The 19,748-nt window shown below is 42.3% G+C and carries 18 protein-coding genes, 1 tRNA gene and 4 pseudogenes; 15 read left to right on the top strand and 8 right to left on the bottom strand.

What is annotated here, in order from left to right; translation table 11 throughout:
* Positions 1 to 195: pseudogene (locus IM473_RS08630) on the bottom strand (photosystem II q(b) protein); the annotation flags it as partial.
* A 369-nt stretch (positions 196 to 564) separates the two neighbouring features.
* Here IM473_RS08630 and IM473_RS22515 point away from each other — a divergent pair.
* Positions 565 to 784, top strand: a pseudogene (locus tag IM473_RS22515) (IS1634 family transposase); the annotation flags it as partial.
* 320 nt (positions 785 to 1,104) lie between these two features.
* Positions 1,105 to 3,273 (top strand): polyphosphate kinase 1, encoded by a 2,169-nt coding sequence (gene ppk1, locus IM473_RS08625; RefSeq protein ID WP_287659551.1) that lies wholly within the window; start codon positions 1,105 to 1,107, stop codon positions 3,271 to 3,273.
* Positions 3,274 to 3,398: 125 nt separating this feature from the next.
* On the opposite strand, the gene IM473_RS08620 is transcribed toward ppk1, so the two are convergent.
* From IM473_RS08620 to IM473_RS08610, 3 genes are all read right to left on the bottom strand, one after another.
* Positions 3,399 to 5,123, bottom strand: a complete 1,725-nt coding sequence (locus IM473_RS08620) for a diflavin flavoprotein (RefSeq protein ID WP_287659550.1) — start codon at positions 5,121 to 5,123, stop codon at positions 3,399 to 3,401.
* A gap of 341 nt (positions 5,124 to 5,464) precedes the next feature.
* Positions 5,465 to 6,172: a hypothetical protein gene (locus tag IM473_RS08615; RefSeq protein WP_287659549.1), complete on the bottom strand. Its 708-nt coding sequence runs from the start codon at positions 6,170 to 6,172 to the stop codon at positions 5,465 to 5,467.
* Between the two features lie 206 nt (positions 6,173 to 6,378).
* Complete coding sequence (locus tag IM473_RS08610) at positions 6,379 to 6,702, bottom strand: hypothetical protein (RefSeq protein ID WP_287659548.1); 324 nt, start codon at positions 6,700 to 6,702, stop codon at positions 6,379 to 6,381.
* 33 nt (positions 6,703 to 6,735) lie between these two features.
* Between IM473_RS08610 and lysA the strand changes: the two genes are divergently transcribed.
* The 5 genes from lysA (at position 6,736) to IM473_RS08585 (ending at position 11,626) form a co-directional block, all read left to right on the top strand.
* The gene (gene lysA, locus IM473_RS08605) at positions 6,736 to 8,139 is read left to right on the top strand and encodes a diaminopimelate decarboxylase (RefSeq protein WP_287659546.1); all 1,404 of its coding nucleotides are present in this window, start codon (positions 6,736 to 6,738) and stop codon (positions 8,137 to 8,139) included.
* A 21-nt stretch (positions 8,140 to 8,160) separates the two neighbouring features.
* Positions 8,161 to 9,081: a diadenylate cyclase CdaA gene (cdaA, locus tag IM473_RS08600; protein WP_190718454.1), complete on the top strand. Its 921-nt coding sequence runs from the start codon at positions 8,161 to 8,163 to the stop codon at positions 9,079 to 9,081.
* Complete coding sequence (uppS, locus tag IM473_RS08595) at positions 9,078 to 9,827, top strand: polyprenyl diphosphate synthase (RefSeq protein WP_002801365.1); 750 nt, start codon at positions 9,078 to 9,080, stop codon at positions 9,825 to 9,827. The genes cdaA and uppS overlap by 4 nt, the downstream gene beginning before the upstream one ends.
* 240 nt (positions 9,828 to 10,067) lie before the next feature.
* Entirely contained in the window at positions 10,068 to 10,382 is a 315-nt protein-coding gene (locus IM473_RS08590) for a DUF1825 family protein (protein ID WP_002738222.1), read from the top strand.
* A 131-nt stretch (positions 10,383 to 10,513) separates the two neighbouring features.
* Positions 10,514 to 11,626 carry a hypothetical protein gene (locus IM473_RS08585; RefSeq protein ID WP_287659545.1) on the top strand — a complete coding sequence of 371 codons (1,113 nt, stop codon included), beginning with the start codon at positions 10,514 to 10,516 and terminating at the stop codon, positions 11,624 to 11,626.
* A gap of 16 nt (positions 11,627 to 11,642) precedes the next feature.
* On the opposite strand, the gene IM473_RS08580 is transcribed toward IM473_RS08585, so the two are convergent.
* The 4 genes from IM473_RS08580 to IM473_RS08565 form a co-directional block, all read right to left on the bottom strand.
* Entirely contained in the window at positions 11,643 to 12,692 is a 1,050-nt protein-coding gene (locus IM473_RS08580) for a Rieske 2Fe-2S domain-containing protein (protein ID WP_287659544.1), read from the bottom strand.
* Between the two features lie 80 nt (positions 12,693 to 12,772).
* Positions 12,773 to 12,846 (bottom strand) — tRNA-Val (locus IM473_RS08575).
* Between the two features lie 46 nt (positions 12,847 to 12,892).
* Positions 12,893 to 13,792: an agmatinase gene (gene speB, locus IM473_RS08570; protein ID WP_287659543.1), complete on the bottom strand. Its 900-nt coding sequence runs from the start codon at positions 13,790 to 13,792 to the stop codon at positions 12,893 to 12,895.
* Between the two features lie 286 nt (positions 13,793 to 14,078).
* Complete coding sequence (locus IM473_RS08565) at positions 14,079 to 14,579, bottom strand: helix-turn-helix domain-containing protein (protein WP_287659542.1); 501 nt, start codon at positions 14,577 to 14,579, stop codon at positions 14,079 to 14,081.
* Positions 14,580 to 14,792: 213 nt separating this feature from the next.
* Between IM473_RS08565 and IM473_RS08560 the strand changes: the two genes are divergently transcribed.
* The 8 genes and pseudogenes from IM473_RS08560 to IM473_RS08525 form a co-directional block, all read left to right on the top strand.
* The gene (locus IM473_RS08560) at positions 14,793 to 15,536 is read left to right on the top strand and encodes a hypothetical protein (protein WP_287659541.1); all 744 of its coding nucleotides are present in this window, start codon (positions 14,793 to 14,795) and stop codon (positions 15,534 to 15,536) included.
* A gap of 168 nt (positions 15,537 to 15,704) precedes the next feature.
* The gene (locus IM473_RS08555) at positions 15,705 to 15,866 is read left to right on the top strand and encodes a hypothetical protein (protein WP_287659539.1); all 162 of its coding nucleotides are present in this window, start codon (positions 15,705 to 15,707) and stop codon (positions 15,864 to 15,866) included.
* Between the two features lie 492 nt (positions 15,867 to 16,358).
* Positions 16,359 to 16,586, top strand: a complete 228-nt coding sequence (locus IM473_RS08550; RefSeq protein WP_287659537.1) for a hypothetical protein — start codon at positions 16,359 to 16,361, stop codon at positions 16,584 to 16,586.
* Positions 16,583 to 16,856: pseudogene (locus tag IM473_RS08545) on the top strand (ParE family toxin-like protein). The gene IM473_RS08550 and the pseudogene IM473_RS08545 overlap by 4 nt, the downstream one beginning before the upstream one ends.
* A gap of 1,085 nt (positions 16,857 to 17,941) precedes the next feature.
* Complete coding sequence (locus IM473_RS08540) at positions 17,942 to 18,370, top strand: type II toxin-antitoxin system VapC family toxin (RefSeq protein WP_287628270.1); 429 nt, start codon at positions 17,942 to 17,944, stop codon at positions 18,368 to 18,370.
* A 276-nt stretch (positions 18,371 to 18,646) separates the two neighbouring features.
* Entirely contained in the window at positions 18,647 to 18,922 is a 276-nt protein-coding gene (locus IM473_RS08535; protein WP_287659536.1) for a hypothetical protein, read from the top strand.
* Positions 18,919 to 19,284, top strand: coding sequence for a clan AA aspartic protease (locus tag IM473_RS08530; protein WP_353737439.1), 366 nt, complete (start codon positions 18,919 to 18,921; stop codon positions 19,282 to 19,284). Before IM473_RS08535 ends, IM473_RS08530 begins: the two co-directional genes overlap by 4 nt.
* A gap of 261 nt (positions 19,285 to 19,545) precedes the next feature.
* A pseudogene (locus IM473_RS08525) lies at positions 19,546 to 19,665 on the top strand (PEP-CTERM sorting domain-containing protein); the annotation flags it as partial.
* Between the last annotated feature and the right edge of the window lie 83 nt (positions 19,666 to 19,748).

Below are 19,748 nucleotides of genomic sequence, written 5' to 3'. Positions count from 1 at the left end.
CTCGCGAATACCGTCGATATCTACGGGAGGAGCGGCGATAAAGGCGATGATGAAGCAGGTGGTGGCGGTGAGCAGGGTGGGGATCATGATCACACCGAACCAGCCGACATAAAGACGGTTGTTGGTGCTGGTGATCCACTGACAGAACTGCTCCCACAGGGAAGCGCTCTCGCGCTGTTGTAAGGTGGTGGTCATTGGTTTATGATTCCTATTAAGTTATCGAGGTACGATTGATTTGATGATGTCTCTATCTTAGAGACTTTGTATCGGTTTGTAAAGGGGGTTGACAAAAGTATTACTTGTCGGGGTGATAAGGTAGGCTTATGGTCGGTAGTCGGTCGAAGCGCTCGATTTACCGGCGATAAACCATAAAGCACCTTTTCTTGTGAGACAGAGAATGCGGTTTCGCGTAGCGAGTGCTTTGCGTTGGCTCTACTTATAATCATTTCAGATAAGTCTGATACAGTCTAGACCGACAAAATCCTTATGAACTCTGGGATTGATATTCTCAATCTTAATTGAAATGACTATAGTTCCCTGAATGTGATTAAAACCAGTCGCAGTGAATCGGCGCAATCTAAGGAGAGAAAAAAAACGGAATCAAGAGAACTTTCGCGTGCATAGTTTTCGGACTCTATTGGAGGACTTGGGTACGATTTACTTGAATATAGTATAATGTAGGATTAGAGAGGGAAGTTATCGTTTTTCTAAGATAACTCGACCGGCTTCTCTGCAACAGAAAGCGTTAGATTTATTAGGGGTTTCCTTAATTTGTAGCCAGTAACGAGCGGCACAAATTCTCTTAATCCCTGCCACAGCACAGGTTATGGCCTTTTGTCAACGGGGAAGTCTAGATCTTTAACAAATCTAATTGCACTGAAAGATTAATTTAACCTTGATCTGTTGGGACTGATTTCTTAACCTTTTAATAAATTGATTTTTCCCCCAGTCAGGCTAGAATCAGTAGGATTAGCATCCAAGATAATCGGGGTAACTTTGGTTAATCTGGGGCAATATAGCCTAAAAAAACGCCCAAAATAGTCAAATTTAGGCTGAAGTGGCTTCTTTCTAACTGTTTAATCTATTATTTGGATATTAGACTCTATGGCTAAAGCTCCTAGCGTAACTTCCGAAATCGATCTTAAAGATTCGCAATATTACTTTAACCGAGAATTAAGCTGGTTAGAATTTAATCATCGTGTGCTTTATGAGGCACTTGATCCTCGGACTCCCCTACTAGAAAGATTAAAATTTACCGCCATTTTTTGTGCCAATCTCGACGAATTTTTTATGGTACGGGTGGCAGTTCTTAAACAACAGGTAGAGGCAAATGTAGCCGTTTTAAGTGCCGATGGCAGGACTGCCTCGGAACAGCTAACCGAGATAAGTAAACGTCTGCGTCCCCTTGTGCAACAGCAGGATCATCTTTTTGAACACACCCTGAAAAACCTATTAGTAGAACAGGGAATTCATCTGATTAACTATGTGGATTTACATCAAGAACAGCGCAATTATCTCCATGATTACTTTGAACAAAATATTTTCCCCGTTTTAACTCCCTTGGCGGTGGATCCTAGTCATCCTTTTCCCTATATTTCTAATCTTAGTCTCAATTTAGCCGTAGTCGTTCGCGATCCCGACACCGATAAAGAACTATTTGCCAGGGTGAAAGTGCCGCAGGTTTTCCCCCGTTTTCTGGCATTATCCAAGGAATTACGCCACCAAGACGGAAAGGCTTCGATTTGGACGGGAGTACCCCTTGAACAGGTGGTAATGCACAATTTAGAGGCACTTTTCCCCGGCATGATCATTCAAGAATGTTATCCTTTTCGGGTGACGCGCAACGCTGACATCTCCGTCGAAGAAGATGAGGCCGATGATTTATTATTAGCGATCGAGGAAGAAGTACGCAAGCGCCGCATCGGTAAATCGGCAGTACGTCTGGAAATTCACAGTTCTACCCCTAGCAATATTAAAAACCGGATTATGCGCGATCTGGGACTTGAGGAGATCGATGTTTACGATGTGGATGGACTGCTAGGACACAAGGATTTATTTTATTTTCTGTCTTTACCCTGTCCCGAACTGAAAGATCCGCCTTGGAATCCTGTCACCCCACCGGTTTTACAGGGATTGCGAGAAATAGTTGACGGCAACGAAGACGGGATCCTAGAACAGGATGGCGAAGATATTTTTACTTTAATTCGCAATAACGATATTCTCGTTCATCACCCTTACCATTCCTTTAGTGCCTCAGTACAACAGTTTATCGCCCAGGCTGCCCATGATGCCCATGTTTTAGCGATTAAAATGACTTTGTATCGCACTTCCGGAGATTCCCCGATTGTCAATTCCCTGATTGCAGCGGCGGAAAATGGTAAACAGGTAGCGGCGTTAGTGGAGCTAAAAGCTCGCTTTGATGAGGAAAATAACATTAATTGGGCGAAAAAGCTCGAACAAGCCGGAGTTCACGTTGTTTATGGCTTAGTTGGTCTTAAAACCCATACGAAAGTGGTTCTCGTGGTCAGAAAAGAAGGGGATAAAATCCGTCGTTATTTCCATATTGGCACGGGTAATTATAACCCAAAAACGGCTAAATTATACACTGATTTAGGCCTACTTAGCTGTCGCGAGGATTTAGGGGCAGATATCACCGATTTATTTAACTTTCTGACCGGATACTCCCGTCAGCAATCCTATCGCAAACTTTTAATTGCTCCGGTGAGTTTGCGAAAACGGATGTTAGCAATGATCGATCGCGAGGTCAAAAACTGTAAAAATGGCGGTACGGGGCGCATTGTCGCAAAAATGAACTCTCTTGTCGATAAACCGATTATAGAAGCCTTATACGCCGCTTCTCGTGCCGGTGTGCAGATTGACTTAATTATTCGCGGCATCTGTTGTTTACGACCTGGATTGCCGGAAGTGAGCGAAAATATCCGAGTAATTAGCATTATCGGCCGCTTTTTGGAACATTCCCGCATTTTTTACTTCTACAATGGTGGTCAGGAGGAGGTTTATATTGGTAGCGCCGATTGGATGACGCGGAACCTGACTCGTCGCGTGGAAGCAGTGACACCCATTGATGAACCAGCGATCGCCAAGGAACTGGAAGAAATTCTCGGGATTATGTTGTCAGATAACCGACAAGCATGGGAATTACAATCCGACGGCAGTTATATTCAGCGTCGTGCTGCCAACCAGGGACAGGAAAGCAGTACCCATGTAATTTTAATGGAAAAAGCCCTTAAATCTGCGGGGGTTAGTCCATAGGAACAGTTATCAGTTACCAGTGATCAGAGGTGAGTTTTCGGTTCACTGTTTACTGATCAAAAGCAGCCTAACTGGTTGAGAGGTTTGATCTGTATTTTCTCAACCAGTCAAATCAAGCAAGAATCCTAATAATAATTACCGACTTTGCGATGGTGAACGGCCGTTAAACTATCAGGTTTAGAAACGCGACCATCGGTGACTTTATTGTAAACAATCCAGTGGTCAGCACATTCCATGCGACTAACTACCTCACATTCTAAATAAGCGAGAGCATCGGCTAAAATTGGGGAACCATTATTAGCGGTACGAGTATTGACTCCTGCAAAACGATCTTCCCCCGGTCCGAAACGTTTTAAAAAGTGTTTCATCAGGGTTTGATAGTTGCCTTCTTCCAGAATATTTAAAATGAATTGATCCCCCACTTGCATTAAAGACTCGATCGCCCGATCTTTGGCCACAGCAACGGTAAAACCGGGAGGATCAAAACTTGCTTGAGTTACCCAAGAAGCGACCATTGCCCCGCTTCTGTCTCCTTTCTTGGTGGTAATAATATATAAACCACCGCTAATCCGTCCGATGGCTTTATCAAGGTCAGTATCGAGGGATTTTCTTTGTTTAACTTTTACCTCTTGGGTTAATAGTTGTCCCATATCTGTACCCGCTTCTTCACAGCGTTGATAGAGACTCTCGTTAGGAGTTTCTGTGCTACGAATGGGATCGAAAGCTTTGGTTAAGCCAACTTCACGAAACTTATTAAATAGAGGTAAAATCGGTTCATCATCACCCCCTTGACATTCAAACATTCCGAGGTATTGTTTGGGGTTAACCGAGGCGAGAATTGTGCCTAGATTCCCCGTAATTTCTTGGGCATTAATACCAGAAACGGGGGGAGTACCGATGACGATTCCCACCGCAGAAGAAGCTAATTCTTTTACCTCTTGGGGACCGGCAGATTTCAGGTCTAAAGTTTCTACAGCTACACCGGTTTTAGTAATACCTTTAGCAATCGATTGACAGAGGCGATCACTATAACCATAATCGGAAATATAGAAAACAGCAATGGTTTTTTCTGCCTTAGTTTGTGCCTGACTCCAATCACGATAACGGGTCAATAATTCAGTAACATTATGTTTTAATAACGGTCCATGACCATTAGCCACGAGATTAATATTACCTAGGGGTTCCATCCGTTTCATCGCCGCTAGTACCGAACGAGCATTAGGAGCCATTAAACATTCATAATAGAAGCGATAATCTGGTTCAATAGCACTTAATTGCTCATCGTAAAGATCATCGGAACAATAGTGCATTCCGAAGGCATCACAGGTAAATAAAATTCCCGAACCGTGATCGTAGGTAAAAATAGTATCGGGCCAGTGTAAATTAGGAGCATTAACAAATTCGAGAATGTGACCATTGCCTAGGTCTAACTGATCACCATTTTTGACCAGTTGACGTTGAAAGGGATGATGAACTAAATTCTCTAAAAACTGAATTGCTACTTTTGCCCCAACGACGGTAATATTGGGAGCGAGTTGCAGCATATCTCTGACTAACCCACTGTGATCGGGTTCGGTATGACTGATAATTAAATAATCGATTTCTTGGGGGTTAATTAATCCGTTGAGACTATCAAAATATAGTTGACGGAATTTTTCGTGAGAGGTATCCACAAGGGCGATTTTTTCCCCACGAATCAGATAGGAGTTATAAGTCGTACCGTTTTGTAATCCGAATTCAATATCGAAGCGATCGCGATCCCAATCGAGGGAACGAATAGCGGTGGTGTCTGCGGTGAGATCGGCCACCTGCAGGGTGAGACGTTTTGTTTTGACTGGTGTAGCAACCATCGAACCCCTCCTTATTGTTAAGTTTTTTATACTTTGTCTCTATTGTGCCACGAGGAAATAAGGTATGGGGATTTATTTTCCCATAATTACTAATAACAGTTATCTTAATGGTCAGGGAGGAGTCGATCGTCGATTTGAGCAGAAACGCTCTCTAGGTATCTGTAGGAGGAAATGGGTGTTATACATTCCAGTCAAGGTGAACTACTTCCTCTGTCACGGGGGATTGCCTCAAAACCGACTTACACCCAGTTTTTGGTCTTACATCTCCGACCTAGGCAGTATTCCCAGTTCTTATTTGGTATAAAGTATCGTCAGGTGGACATTACCCACCCTACTATTATTTATTGAATTTTAACATTTAATTTATAGGTGGCATTGCCGCGAGTTCCCCCTACAATTATTTCATAATTTCCAGTGGCAGGTAATTTTAAACTAGATTGGGTAGCTTCTGTTTTCAATATTTCCCCATTCGGTGCAATCACATCAAATACGGCATTATTTTCTAACGATGTAATGTTAATATCCATTCTCTGTCCTCGATTTGCTCTTAAGAGATAAATATTTCGACTCCCTCGCACAACCGATTGATTAACGGTGGCGCTATTAGTTCCGGGTGCAAACCGGATTTGAGCAACTAAACAAGGTTGTCTTTGATAAACCACTCGTCCCGTATTCAAAGAATCTGAAGTTAACGTCCAGATTTCTTGAGTTTTTAGGGTGCTTAACTCAATTTCTGTCGTGATATTTAAGTTTAACTGATTCCCCTTTCTTGTTCCTTGTAAAGTTTGATTATAGGAAGTATAATAAGATTCTTGTTCGTTCTGAATCGTAGCTTCTACCCGACCCGTGACTTGATTTCCCTGAATATAAATCCTCGCCGTAGAATCCAGATCATCATTAGCAACCGAAAAACAATAACCTTGAATCGAAGAGGCATTGGGCGCTTGAACAACTTGTAGGGGGAAATGATTGGCCATCCCGGGTGTAACATTCAGTAAACTGGCAAAAATGACTACACATTCTAATAATTTCATCATAATCATGACCATTCAAAGTTTTCACTAATGCTAAACTAATTATCGCCCCAGCCGCCATACCTGCAATTCCCCGTTGACAAAAAGCCATAACCTCTAATCAAACCCCGCAAAAACAGTTTTTGGGACAATATGTGTATTCCCTTGCTGAATTTGGGTCTGTTAAGTAATACTAAATCCTGTTTAGAAGGCATAGGGGAGTGGGAATTATGAATTATGAATTAGGGAGAGGGGAGACCAACTCGTGCGCGACGTTCGGCGAAGACTTCGGCGTGAGCTTTTGTCGAACGCTCAGTCGAGCCGTTGCGGGGGGAAGTAGGGAGAGGGGAGAGGAGATATGATTGAACCACAAAGGCACAAAGGTCACGAAGGTTGAAGAACCACAAAGGCACAAAGGTCACGAAGGTTGAAGAACCACAAACCCTACTTATCAGAGAAAGGTTAAAACTTGTCGTAAAGTGAAAGAGAGAACTATTTTGGTTATCTAGATCACCGACGGTCAAAATTCCCTTAACTGAATCGGGGATGCGCGGAGATTGTAACAAAAATTATCGATTTCTTGACAAAAAACACCGATCATGCTATCAACCGAACCTAAAATCAGCAATTCCGGACAAAAATATTTAGCCTATCAAGATTGTCTATCCCCGAATCAAACCCTGTTCCCCCTGACAGCCAAGGTTAATAACCGCGATTGTCTAGAAATCGGTGGTTGTGATGTCACGACTCTAGTGGAACGTTTCGGTTCACCCTTGTATATTGTCGATGAAGTCACCCTCCGCACTGCCTGTGGTCAATACCTGCAAGGTTTCCAGACTCATTATCCCGGAGAATCTAGGGTAATTTATGCCTCGAAAGCGTGGAATTGCCTGGCCGTATCGGCCGTGGTCGCTAGGGAGGGATTAGGTTTCGATGTGGTGTCGGCCGGAGAAATTCACACAGTGTTAACCGCTTTAGACCAGATCAATAAAACCGATGTGCCGATATACTTTCATGGTAATAACAAATCGATCGCCGAGTTAGAATATGCGATCGAGCATAACTGCATTATTATCGTTGATAACTGGCTAGAGTTAGAAAATCTGGTTAAATTAGGCGAAAATCGTCCTGATACCTCTATTCCGATACTGTTGCGGTTAACCCCCGGCATCGAGTGCCACACCCACGAATATATTCGCACGGGTCACTTAGACAGTAAATTTGGTTTTGACCCCCATCAAATCGAAGCGGTATTTGACTATGTTTTAGCTAATCCGCAGCTGAATTGTCTGGGTTTACACGCTCACATCGGTTCCCAGATTTTTGAACGTCAACCCCACCAAGACTTAGCCGCTGTGTTGACAGACTGGTTTAAATTAGGTTTAGAACGGGGTTTACCCCTAGAGCAATTAAACGTCGGTGGTGGTTTAGGAATTCGCTACCTGGAAAGTGATGACCCCCCAAGTATCGAGGAATGGGTGCAAGCGGTGTCCTTAGCAGTGGCTAAAGCTTGTCAGGAAAGAGGTATCGCTTATCCGCTGCTCATTGCCGAACCGGGACGCTCTCTGATTGCCACCGCTTGCGTAACGGCCTATACAGTGGGTAATCGCAAAGAAATCCCTGAAATCCGCACCTATATCGCCGTCGATGGCGGAATGTCCGATAATCCCCGACCGATTACCTATCAATCGGTTTACCGGGCCGTGGTCGCCAATAAAATGAGTCAAGAATGTCAGGAATTGGTGACAATAGCTGGAAAACATTGTGAATCTGGGGATATTCTAATTAAGGATATTACGCTACCGAAAACCAACCCGGGGGATATTTTAGTGGTTTTAGCCACGGGAGCCTATAACTACAGTATGGCGTCTAATTACAACCGCTTACCCCGTCCGGCGGCGGTAATTGTCCAAAACGGAGAAGCCAATCTCATCCTTGAACGGGAAAATCTGGCGGATTTGCTGCGTCAAGACCGCTTACCCAATCGACTCTCCTTGATATAAACCTCATCGCTATCGTCCCCCATGTCGGGTTTTTTTCTGGACCCTCGCCGGTTATTGTCCTGGATTCTCAGCCATGGTCTGTCAGTCCTAGACTTTGGGTTAGTTCTCCTCCTTACCTATATGCTGCTGCTAATTATCGGCGAGCGGCGTACCTTTTGGATGGTGCGAGGACTAATCTATTTAATGCTGGCCTCGGTGATTAGCGATGCCCTAGGATTGCGCTTGCTGGGGTTAGTCCTAGAAAAATTGATTTTAGGGGCAGCCGTGGCGATTGCTGTGATTTTTCAGTCGGAATTCCGCCGTTTTTTAGAATTATTGGGCAAAGGTCAAGTGTGGGAATTATTTAAAAAAAGTTCCCCCACTCCCAAGACCGATAATGTCATTGATGAGTTAGTGGACGCGGTGAAGGATCTATCTCAAAATCGCACCGGTGCGCTGATGGTATTAGAAACCAGTGGCAATCTCGACACCAAGGTGTTTGTCAATCCGGGGGTGACGCTCAATGGCCAAGTATCTAAAGAATTAATTCAAACTATTTTTCAAACTAAAACTTTACTGCACGATGGGGCCGTATTTATTCGGGGCGATCGAGTGGTGGCCGCGGGTGTTATTCTACCCTTATCGGAGCGCAGTACCTCTAGGCAATTAGGCACCCGTCATCGGGCGGCCATGGGCATTACCGAAAGGCTAGATAATTGTATCTGTATTGTGGTTTCTGAGGAAACTGGCTCGATTTCCCTCGCGTCGGGGGGTAATTTGGATCGGCCCTTAACCAGTAGTAAACTAAAAGAGCTTCTCGAAGCGAAGTTTTCTCCGTCGGGAGAGGGGGAAGTGGTCGCACCGAGTTGGGGACGTTTAGGGCGTACAATTGGCTTAAAAGGTCGTCTAATCTTAGAAAAGTTCTCCCGTTCGCCCAGCGCAACCCCCAAAGATAGAAAATGACTCTTAAACCGAGCTTGTCACCAGAATTACCTACGGATTTAGATAAAAACCGTTTGCCTCAGCACGTCGCAGTGATTATGGATGGGAACGGTCGTTGGGCGAAAAGTCGTGGTTTACCGCGGATTATGGGCCATCAACGGGGAGTAGATGCACTAAAGGACTTGCTGCGCTGTTGTCGTGACTGGGGGATTCCCGCTTTAACCGCTTATGCTTTTTCTACGGAAAATTGGGGTCGTCCCCTAGAAGAAGTAGAGTTTTTAATGACTCTATTCGAGCGGGTTTTGCGGCGCGAATTAGAGGAAATGATGCAGGAAAATGTTAAAATTCGCTTTATTGGTAATTTATCAGCCTTGCCAGAGTCTTTAAGACGGGAAATTGCTAAATCTCAAGCAGAAACTAGCAAAAATTCCGGTATTCAATTTACGGTAGCTACTAATTATGGTGGCCGAGAGGAAATCGTACAAGCTTGTCAGGCGATCGCTCGTCAGGTGCAACAGGGTTTAATCTCCCCGGAAGCGATCGATGAATCTCTCTTTGAACAGTATCTTTATACTGCCGGGATTCCTAACCCAGACCTGTTAATTCGCAGTAGTGGGGAAATGCGAATTAGTAATTTTTTACTCTGGCAAATGGCCTACGCGGAAATCTACGTTACCGACACCCTCTGGCCCGATTTCGATCGAGTACAATTTCACCGCGCTTTAAAAGATTATCAGGGTCGTCATCGTCGTTTTGGCAAATTATAGGATCTGCAGCCCAAATTTAGCGAAATAGCCACTGTGGAGCAGTTAAAGGACAATTTTTGATTTTTCACTTTTTATCTTAAACTCCCTAGGGCAACGGTTAAACTGGGACGAGAGGGACGTTTGTGATCCTCTCGATTTCCCCAATACGGTAATCCGTAAATCGGCCAGAGCTAGACTTTTTCCCCAGCTAAAATAAAATGGGAGGGAGAATAACTATCGACGATAAGCCGTTTTAAGATTATGGGATTCTTTGACTCAGAAGTGGTTCAACAGGAAGCTAGACAGCTATTTGAAGATTACCAGTCTCTCACACAACTGGGCAGCGAGTACGGGAAATTCGATCGAGAGGGTAAAATCATCTTTATCGATAGGATGGAGGAGTTAATGGAACGCTACAAGATATTTATGAAGCGTTTTGAGTTATCTGAGGATTTTTCCGCCCAAATGACCGTAGAACAGCTAAAAACCCAATTAGGTCAATTTGGTATGACTCCGCAAATGATGTTCGACCAAATGCAGCAAACCCTTGAGCGGATGAAGGCAGAAATTCGCTAAAATTGCCGATATTTATCGGGTATTGGCTGTCTTTTGCCCGATAATGCTCTCTCGCTGTTTACTGCTCGGAAAATTGGGGTTTCTGCGGTTTTTTGAGAACGATGATCTAATAATTTTAAGTAGGTTAGCTGATGAACTCTAGGCCAGATTCACAAGAAAATATTGAGCCACCTCAGTATAGTGAAAAAACTAACCGCATTCAGGCGATCAGTCAACTGATTAAGGCGATCACCCCGTTAATTTGGGCTATAGTTGTTCTAGTGGTTATCGTGCCTCTTTTAGGGAAAATTTGGCTAGGAACTGCCGGCAATGAACCGTTAAAAACTAAGGTTGCTACCGAAACTAACCTAGAGGTTCCCGTCAGTATAACCAAAAAATCTAACAGTAAAATCGATCGAGAAATTAGCCAAGCTTTACAGACAGCGAGAGCCAATTCTCAAAGCTTTGCCCTAGGAGAAATTGAGGGATGGGTGGAGGAGTTGATGACAAGAGTAGATCAGGGTTTTCTGCCTTGGTATTTTAACTATTTCAATCAAAAACAATTTGAGGGTAAGGCCTTTTTAAGCGGATTATACTCCTCGATCGCTCACTGGGTCAATACAGATAATCCACCCCCGGAACAGGTAGTGGCAGAAAATTTGACCAAAACTATTCAAACCGAGTTTACTAAACGGGTAATTCGTCCCCAAGAGGCCCAATTGCGTCTAGAGAGAATTACTAGGGATGCCGTTAATTTATATGTCAATAATTTAAGCAATGAATTAGAGAATATTCAGGCCAGTTATCAAATTCCCCAAGGTAAATGGGACCGTTATCTTAGCGATATAGCCATAACAATTCAAGATACCGAGGGCAATATTTCTAACACATCAATCAAACTTTTAGTCGGTGGTGCCACTGCTTTGGGAGTTAAATCTCTGATCCCAGTGATGAAAGTGGGCAGCACAGTTTATTTGTCCCTAGCGGGAAAAACGGGGGCGAAAATTGCGACTAAAACCGGTGGAGCAGTAGCGAGTAGTTTTGGGGCAGAATTAATCGATCCAATCGTGGGAATTGGTTTGATAGTTTGGGATTTATGGGACTATCAGCACACGGTAAACATAGAAAAACCGATTCTGCGGGATGCCATTTTTAATTATTTACAAGAAGTCAAATACGATCTAGTCAATAATCATCAAGGTAGCGTCCTTTCCTCTATTTATCAAATTGAGGCCAGTGTCAATAAATCCTTAGTGAGAACCTAAATAAAATCATCAAATTCTAACTGCGCCATCGTAAAATCTGTGCTTTAACGGGGTTGACAAAATCCCGTTTTTCTGCTTGAGATTTCTCGTATTCTTGCTTAAGGCGATAATACCATTTGGCCTGGGTATCGGCATCATCAATTAACATCAAAGCCGGATGATAACTAAGTCCTTCCTGTTGTTTAATCACCACATCGCGATCCTGTTTGAGGAATTGTCGGGTTAAATAACGCAAAAGAGGGGTTAAAAATGCCAACCAAGGAATCGTATAGTATAAACTTTGATGGACTTCGCAGTGATTTTCATCGATGGGAGTAATTGCCGTAAAAGCACAGGCTAAATGGCGGTCGCCTCGTAGTATTTCTGTACGCACCGAGGGCAATTCAAAAACAATTTCAATCGATACTTTATTACCCAAAATTTTATAAGGTTTCGCACTTACAGGCATATCATAGGGGGCAAGACGAAAACCGAGGGGAACAGGTTCGTATTGTTTTTCTTTGACCCGAAATTGGCGCGGACCGCTGCGCCACCACCAAGAAGTATGAACGTAGGGACCGTGGGCCGGATCCATCAATCCCACCACTGCATGGTCAATATTGCAGTCAAAAGTGATAGTTTCGGCTATTTTGGGGGTAAGTTTGCCAAAATCGCTAATAGTCGGCACAGGAGGCAGATTTTCTCGATTAATTTCTCTTTTTGAGTCTGCCGGAATAAACACCCAGATATGACCTTGTATTTCGCGACAGGGATAACTGGTGACGCAAATTCTGCTAATATCAAGGCGATCGTGTTCGGTTAATGAGGGGATCTCAGAACAAACGCCATCGCTAGTATTAAATTTCCAGCCATGATAGCAACAGTACACCCCATCCCCTTCAATCCAGCCATGGTGCAGCGGAATGCCACGATGGGGGCAAATATCCCGCAATGCGAACACTTCTCCATCCTCTCTCCTGCCAACAACAATCGGTTCACCTAGCATTTTTTTGGCCATTAGCTGACCGGGTTTCAGTTTATTTGCCGGTGTGGCCACATACCAAAAGTCGCGCAGTAAGCTAGTCATAGGGTTTCTCTGGAGAGCTTCGATCGTTCATCCTATCATCAGAAATGAAGATTATGACCAAGACTAGGGCAGATAATTTATGGACGTAACTGGATTCGAACCAGTGACCCCATCGATGTCAACGATGTACTCTAACCAACTGAGCTATACGTCCGCACGAATTGTTATTATAACACGATTGCTTCTAATTAGGCAAGCCCCTAGGCAATAAATTGATAGCCAATTAACTTATAAATTAACTTGGCAGTGGTAAATTCCGAGACCACCGAATCACTAATCGGGGCCAATTCCATCACATCGCAGCCAATCACCTGATGAGTTTGGAAAAGACGACGGAGAAAGCCTAGGGTTTGATGCCAACTTAACCCCCCCGGTTCAGGTGTTCCCACCCCCGGAATTAAAGCGGGATCGATGCCATCCACGTCTATAGTTAAAAATACCTTCTCGGTGGTAATTTTGGCGATCGCTTTTTCGATCCAATTCGGATCACCGGCGATATCTCGATCCCAAATCACGGGAATCTGCTGTTTAGCGATTAATTCCGCTTCTTCTCGACAAATAGCCCGAATTCCCACGGGTAAGGTCGGTAAACCCATTTCTAACACCCGACGCATCACGCAGGCGTGGTTATGGTGCGATCCTTCGTACTCAAAACGCATATCGCCATGGGCATCAATTTGAACCACCGTAAAAGGTTCCGATAAAGCCTGTCGGTAAGCTTGTACTACTCCCGTGGTGATAGCGTGTTCACCCCCGACGGCGACGACAAATTTATCATCGGCGATTAAACGCGAAACTGTAGCTGTGGTGATGGCTAACATCTCCTCGGCGGACAATTGCGGTTGCTGACGGGTATCTGCGATCGCATCATGGGTATAGATGCCCACTTCTAAACAGGTTTCCCTCTTAAGTTCCTCATCATAGGCTTCCAATTGTTGGGAAGCGGCAATCACCGTCGCCGGTCCAGTTTCACAACCCTTACGATAGGTGGTGGTGGCTTCGTAGGGAATCGGCAGGATCACGGCCTTAGCTGTGGCGTAAGTGGCGATCGCTTCACTACCTAAAAACTGTTCGCTACCGGTGGCGCAAGACAATAACATGGGCAAGTCACAGAAAATTTTAGTCCAATCCTCTATTATAAATATTTTGATTATTTTTGTCTATCACAGCCTTTCTTATCAACCTCAACTGATCCCAAACATATCTACTAAGTAGGGAGGCACAATTATTTTTAGGATGGGTTAGCGGTAGCGTAACATGAGCCAGCGTTGGGTTTCATGCTTCAAACCAACCTACGTTCATCTTATATTTAATTCCACCCACCTACTTATTGAGATAACTGCTGTAACGATAGCTTAACACCCTTTACCACTGTCAACCTAACTTCTAATTAGGTTGCTTAGGTTTTTCGAGTTGCTCTTTAACTAATTCTAAGGGAAGTTTTAATACTCTAGCAATTTGTTCGACGGTTAAGCCTTCCTTCATCAATTCTGTGGCGATTTCGAGTTTATATTCTTCAGCAATATTATATTTTTGTAATTGATTTTCTGGTAGTTGATTACAGATATGACCTTTATTAATTTGTACGGGATTTATTACATTAAAGTTATGAGAGACATTATAATAATACCTTCGCAGACTAGACTTGAGATTAGCTTTATTAACTTCTTCTCCTAATATTTCCGATAAGGTTTTCCATAGCTTACCGGCTACATCCTTGACATATTTCTCAGAACGATGATGATTTTTAGCGATTTCTGTATATTTTTGGTGATTAATCACCCCTTCTAAGATTTCAGACTGAACATCATCTAAATTCTCTCCTGTATAGGAGAAGATGAGATTATCAACAGTTGTAATTAAAGAGTGAATATCAAAATTGTTCATTTTTAAACACAGAATCAAGATTAATAAGCTTTTACCCGACATTATACGACATAATAAGATGTACGGTCAATTTAATATTATTTTTAGATTTAAGTTATTTTTCTTAATACTGCTTGATATGACTTTATATAACTTTAAAAGCCTTGACAGTTAACTTTGATATTGTTTACTCTTTGATGAAGTTCATACTTTTTGATTTTAGGAGATTTAACAATGAAATGGATGATTAAATCAGTTTCTTTTGCGTTAATACCATCTTGTCTATACCTGTGCTTATTTACCTCAAAAGTTGGTGCTTTTGGTAAAGGCCCTTGGTATCTAATTACTTTTTCATTAGAGTATGTAACAAAACCAGCACTAGATGGTAATGGGAATCCTATATATGATAATAAAGGAAATCCTGTCTATGAGACAAAAATTGTACTTGATCCCCCACCATCAGATCCTGTTACAAGATTTGGCACAGAGATTATCTACAATCCAAATGAAGTTCAAATATCTGAAGATTCTTTAAGTTATGGGTTTCTGTGCGAATTTACTAGCAACGGAGGTTGTCCTACTAATGATGGTATTTTATCAGCTACATTTGGTTCGCCTTTAGGAAATACTAATACAAGTTGGAGCTTCAATATTAATAACCAAGCAGGATTAGCAACCTTAAATGCTGACTTTTCTAATAATCCTGTCGATGTTGAAGGTCATACATACTTTTTTGGTTTTACAACTTTATGGAGTGACACTAAATATTTTTCGCAAAGCACTGTTACTCTTCAAAATGAGTATTGTAAAACAATTTCTACTGAGACAACTGATCAAAATGGTTGCGGCGAACCTATCCCCGAACCCACCTCAACCCTAAGTATTCTTTCCCTGGGAATACTTGGTGCAGGTGCAACCTTAAAACGCAAAGTAAAACGCTTTCATTCAACCGAAAAAGAACCCACTAAGGTCGGTTAAATTGCCTTTTTGTATAACTCATTCCCCCTTAATTTTAGACCAGTTGAGGGGGATTTTTATGCTCTTGCTTCTCCCTCGTGTATTTTTAACTTAATATTTGCTATAATAAACGAAGGGTAAGCATCAATCATCTTCAAGCGATAGAAACTATTATTGAGGAACGACAAAATGAACTTAGAAATGCTTGGGAAAAACACTTCTCAAGCTGAAGTAACTCATATTTCTTTCCATGGAATATGGATTCTGGCAAACAATGAAGAAATGTTTCTTTCCTATCAAGATTTTCCTTGGTTTCAAGATGTACCTATTAGACAAATTTTAAATATATAAGAGCCTTTTCCTAATCATTTTTATTGGCCAGATTTAGATGTAGATTTAAGCAAAGAAATTATTAAAAATCCTGAAAGATTTCCTTTAAAAGCTAAATTCTAGTTTTTATCTTTAATTAAGTTTTTGCCGTAGATGCCACCTTAAAACGCCAAGTGAAACGGACTCATTCTCTTAAACAAGAACCCAAAAAAGTAGGCTAAAATGTCTTTTAAAAAGTCGAATAATTGTAAATTTTTGTCAAGCGGTGCGGTCAGATATAGGAATCATCGCTAGAATGAGCCTAATTGTCAGGAATTTAGTTAAACAAGGTTTTTGGCAATATGCTAATCTGGCTAACACGCTTTTGGGCGTGATATAGGGAAAAGTTCTGGCGATTGCGCCTAAATAGAGTGATATACAGAAAGTTGACCCATATCGTTACCCCAGAGAGTGTTATACAGAAAGTTGACCTATAATATGTAGTTATGTTTTCAAGAAAAGAGAAGAGAAGAAATGTTATCAAAACTTCTAAGTAAAGCTGTACAAAAAGCTCAAGAACTACCAGAAGCAATTCAAGACGAACTGGCAGAGCAGTTTATTGAAGACATCGAAAATGAAATCAAATGGCAAGAAACATTATCTAAACCCCAAGACAGCTTAATTCTCAAAGAACTTGCTCAGAAAGCTATTGCGGATTCAGAAAACGGACAGACTGAAGAAATGGGATTTGATGATCTATGAAGTCGGAACTAAATCCAGATTTCGTCGGCTTATTTCAACAGCTACCAGAAAGAGTGAAAAGAACAGCCAGAAAAAATTACAAGTTATGGAAAGATAACCCAAGTCATCCAAGCTTAGAATTTAAGGAGGTCAATCAAGAAGACCAGATCTGGTCAATCAGAGTCGGTATAGGTTGGAGAGCGCAAGGGAAGAATCAAGAGTAAGAATGTAATTGTTTGGTTTTGGATAGGCTCTCACGCAGAGTATGACAAATTGTTAAAGAAGTTGTGAACCAAGAAACATAACAAATCACCGCACCCGAAATAATAGTGAAATTTTGTGACAAAGTGCAGTGATATCTAAGAATCTTTGCTAGAATTTCGCAAAGCTTCTGTGATAAGTTTCCTTAAAGGAGATTGTTTGCAGTAAGCTAATCTGGCTAACAGGCTTTTGGGCGTGATATAGGGAAAAGTTCTGGCGATTGCGCCTAAATGGGGTGATATACAGAAAGTTGACCCATATCGTTACCCCAGAGAGTGTTATACAGAAAGTTGACCTATAATATGTAGTTAGACTCATATTATCCAAGTCAAGGTCGTATGGCTCATTATTGGGGCAGAAAAATAGTTACTGTGTGGAAAGTGATAAGTGCCGTGAAAGGCTATCGGTGCTCAAAAGTTGGTCAAACAATAGAAATTACAATGGATGGCGGCAAGAGTTGGTAATATTATCTAATTAGAGCCAATATCTAGTTAAATAGATATGATATGGCTTCAAAAAATGGTCGTATCCCTAGCAGCCGTAGGGTGCGTTCCCTAAGGCAACTTCTACCGCTCCAGCGATCAATTTTTGGGGAACCCACCATGCCCATTGATTGAAGCTGTAAGTGCGATCACCGATATTGTAGATCTTGTAGTGGATTGTTTCAGCTAATTTGGTGTATTAGAAAAATGCTAGAAATTCTATAATCTAAGACTTTAAGCCGAAATCTATTGCCCTATTTTAGCTGAAACAGTCCAGTAGGGTGCGTTAATGAAATGTAACGCACCTTATTTTTGCTTATGTAAACAGTAATTTGAATACGATGACAATTTTTTAGCTAGACTAGAATAAATTATTGCGCTATGCAATTAAATTATACCTTTCAATCTAGGAGCAGCCATGCTAGACACAGCAACTCTTGAACGACGCTTGATAACCCTTGAACAAGTAGTTTTTGATCTTCAGCATAAACTTGAAAGTAAGCCTAGCTCTGACAATTGGCTCGAAGGACTAATAGGTTCAATCTCCGATGACTCAGCTTTTCTGGAAGCTCTAGAATATGGACGCGCATTTCGGCAGTCTGACAAACTTATTGATGACACTGGCAAATAATTGTGAAATATTTGCTCGATACCGATCACATCAGTTTTTTACAGCGCCGTTCTAGTTTAGAGTTTAGCCGATTAATTTTGCGGATGTCACAATATCCGATCTCAGATTTTGCTTTGTCGGTTATTAGTTTCCATGAACAAGTAATTGGCGCTCACAGTTTCATCAATCGCGCTCAGACGAATAGCGATTTGGCTCGCGGATATGCGCTGCTGGTAGAAACCCTCAATGGTTTTGCAAAGGCTCCAGTTTTGCCTTTTGATGCTGAAGCGATCAAAATATTTGATGAGATGAGGAGGCAAAAGGTTTGCGTGGCGACAATGGATTTGAGAATTGCAGCGATCGCTATTGCCAACAATTTAGTGTTGCTTACCCGAAATACTGGCGATTTCAGCAAAGTTCCGAACTTAATAACCCAAGATTGGACAGTGTAGCGCAGAAAGCGCGATGCCGAAGGCACTGCGTAGCAGTACGCCATCGTCCTAGGGTGCGTTCCCTAATCTAACTTCTACCGCTCCAGCGATCGATTTTTGGGGAACGCACCATGCAGATTTATTGAAGCTGTGGGTTTAAGTGCGATGCCGAAGGCACTGGGTAGCAGTACTCCAATCTTGTAGAGACTTAGTAGGATGGACATTAGCTCATCCTGCAGACCTGTGGGATATTATAGAGAGGTCTCCAGAAGTCAAATCGCAATCGGGAGTTAGTATATGCAAGCTATCCTTTTAAGCCGTGAAGAAGTTGCTCAACGTGCAGAGAAACTGTACGAAAGCAGAATCCGCCAAGAGGTGGAAGTTGAAGAAAACATTGGCAAGATGGTCATCATTGACATTGAAACAGGTGACTACAAAGTTGATGAAAATGGCTTACACGCTGCTGACTTATTGAGCGAGAAACACCCCCAGGCTCGGCTCTTTGGGATCAAAATTGGCTACAACGTTGCTGCCGCTTTTGGTGGGGGTGTTATGGAACGTGTAGTTAAGTGATTTCAGGTATTGTGGCTAATGGACACCCGATCATCACTATCCCATTTCGGATTCCAAATCGCGCTGACTTTCCGATTGAGTTTGTAGTAGATAAAGGATTTACAGATGAGCTTTGTTTACCATCGGAGGCAGTAGCATTACTGAATCGTCCTTTCAGGTACGATATGCGGGCGAATTTAGCAGACAACAGCCAAGTAATGCTGCCTCTTCACAAAGCAATTATTATCTGGAATGGTGAGGAGCGAGAAACTCGTGTATTTGCCACAGGGCGGCGACCCTTGGTGGGAACTGCTTTATTAGATAGCCATGAACTTGTGATTCAGTTTACGGAAGGTGGGTTGGTAACAATTGACGAATTGTAGTTCTCAGCATTAGCGCAAACGCAGGCTAACTTAGCCGTTATACTGAATCGGTTTTTAATAGTATGATTAACTCCCAATCCAACTTTAAAAACCCGCTCCCTTTTCCCCACTTTCCACTCCCCCATACCTGTTAAACGGGATTTAGTATCAGAGCGATCGCTAGATTAAAGGTTAAGTTACGACTTTACTGGTCTAATTCCGACATCAGAAGTCAGTTTAAATTTTGACTTAGGAGGTGATGGGGAAGCTGTTGCTTGAGTTCCCGAACCCACCTCAACCCTAAGTCTCCTTTCCCTGGGAATACTTGGTGCGGGTGCAACCCTAAAACGGAAAGTAAAACGCTCTCATTCAACCGAAAAAGAACCCAGTAACGTTGGTTAAATTGCTTTTTTTATATAACTCATTCTCCCTTAATTTTAGACCAGTTGAGGGAGATTTTTATGCTCTTGCTTCTCCCTCGTGTA

The organism is Microcystis sp. M015S2 (genome assembly GCF_020245945.1).
In the GTDB taxonomy this organism is placed as follows: domain Bacteria; phylum Cyanobacteriota; class Cyanobacteriia; order Cyanobacteriales; family Microcystaceae; genus Microcystis.
The sequence above is the reverse complement of the archived record's forward strand: the minus strand, read 5'-3'. Positions and strand labels throughout refer to the sequence as shown.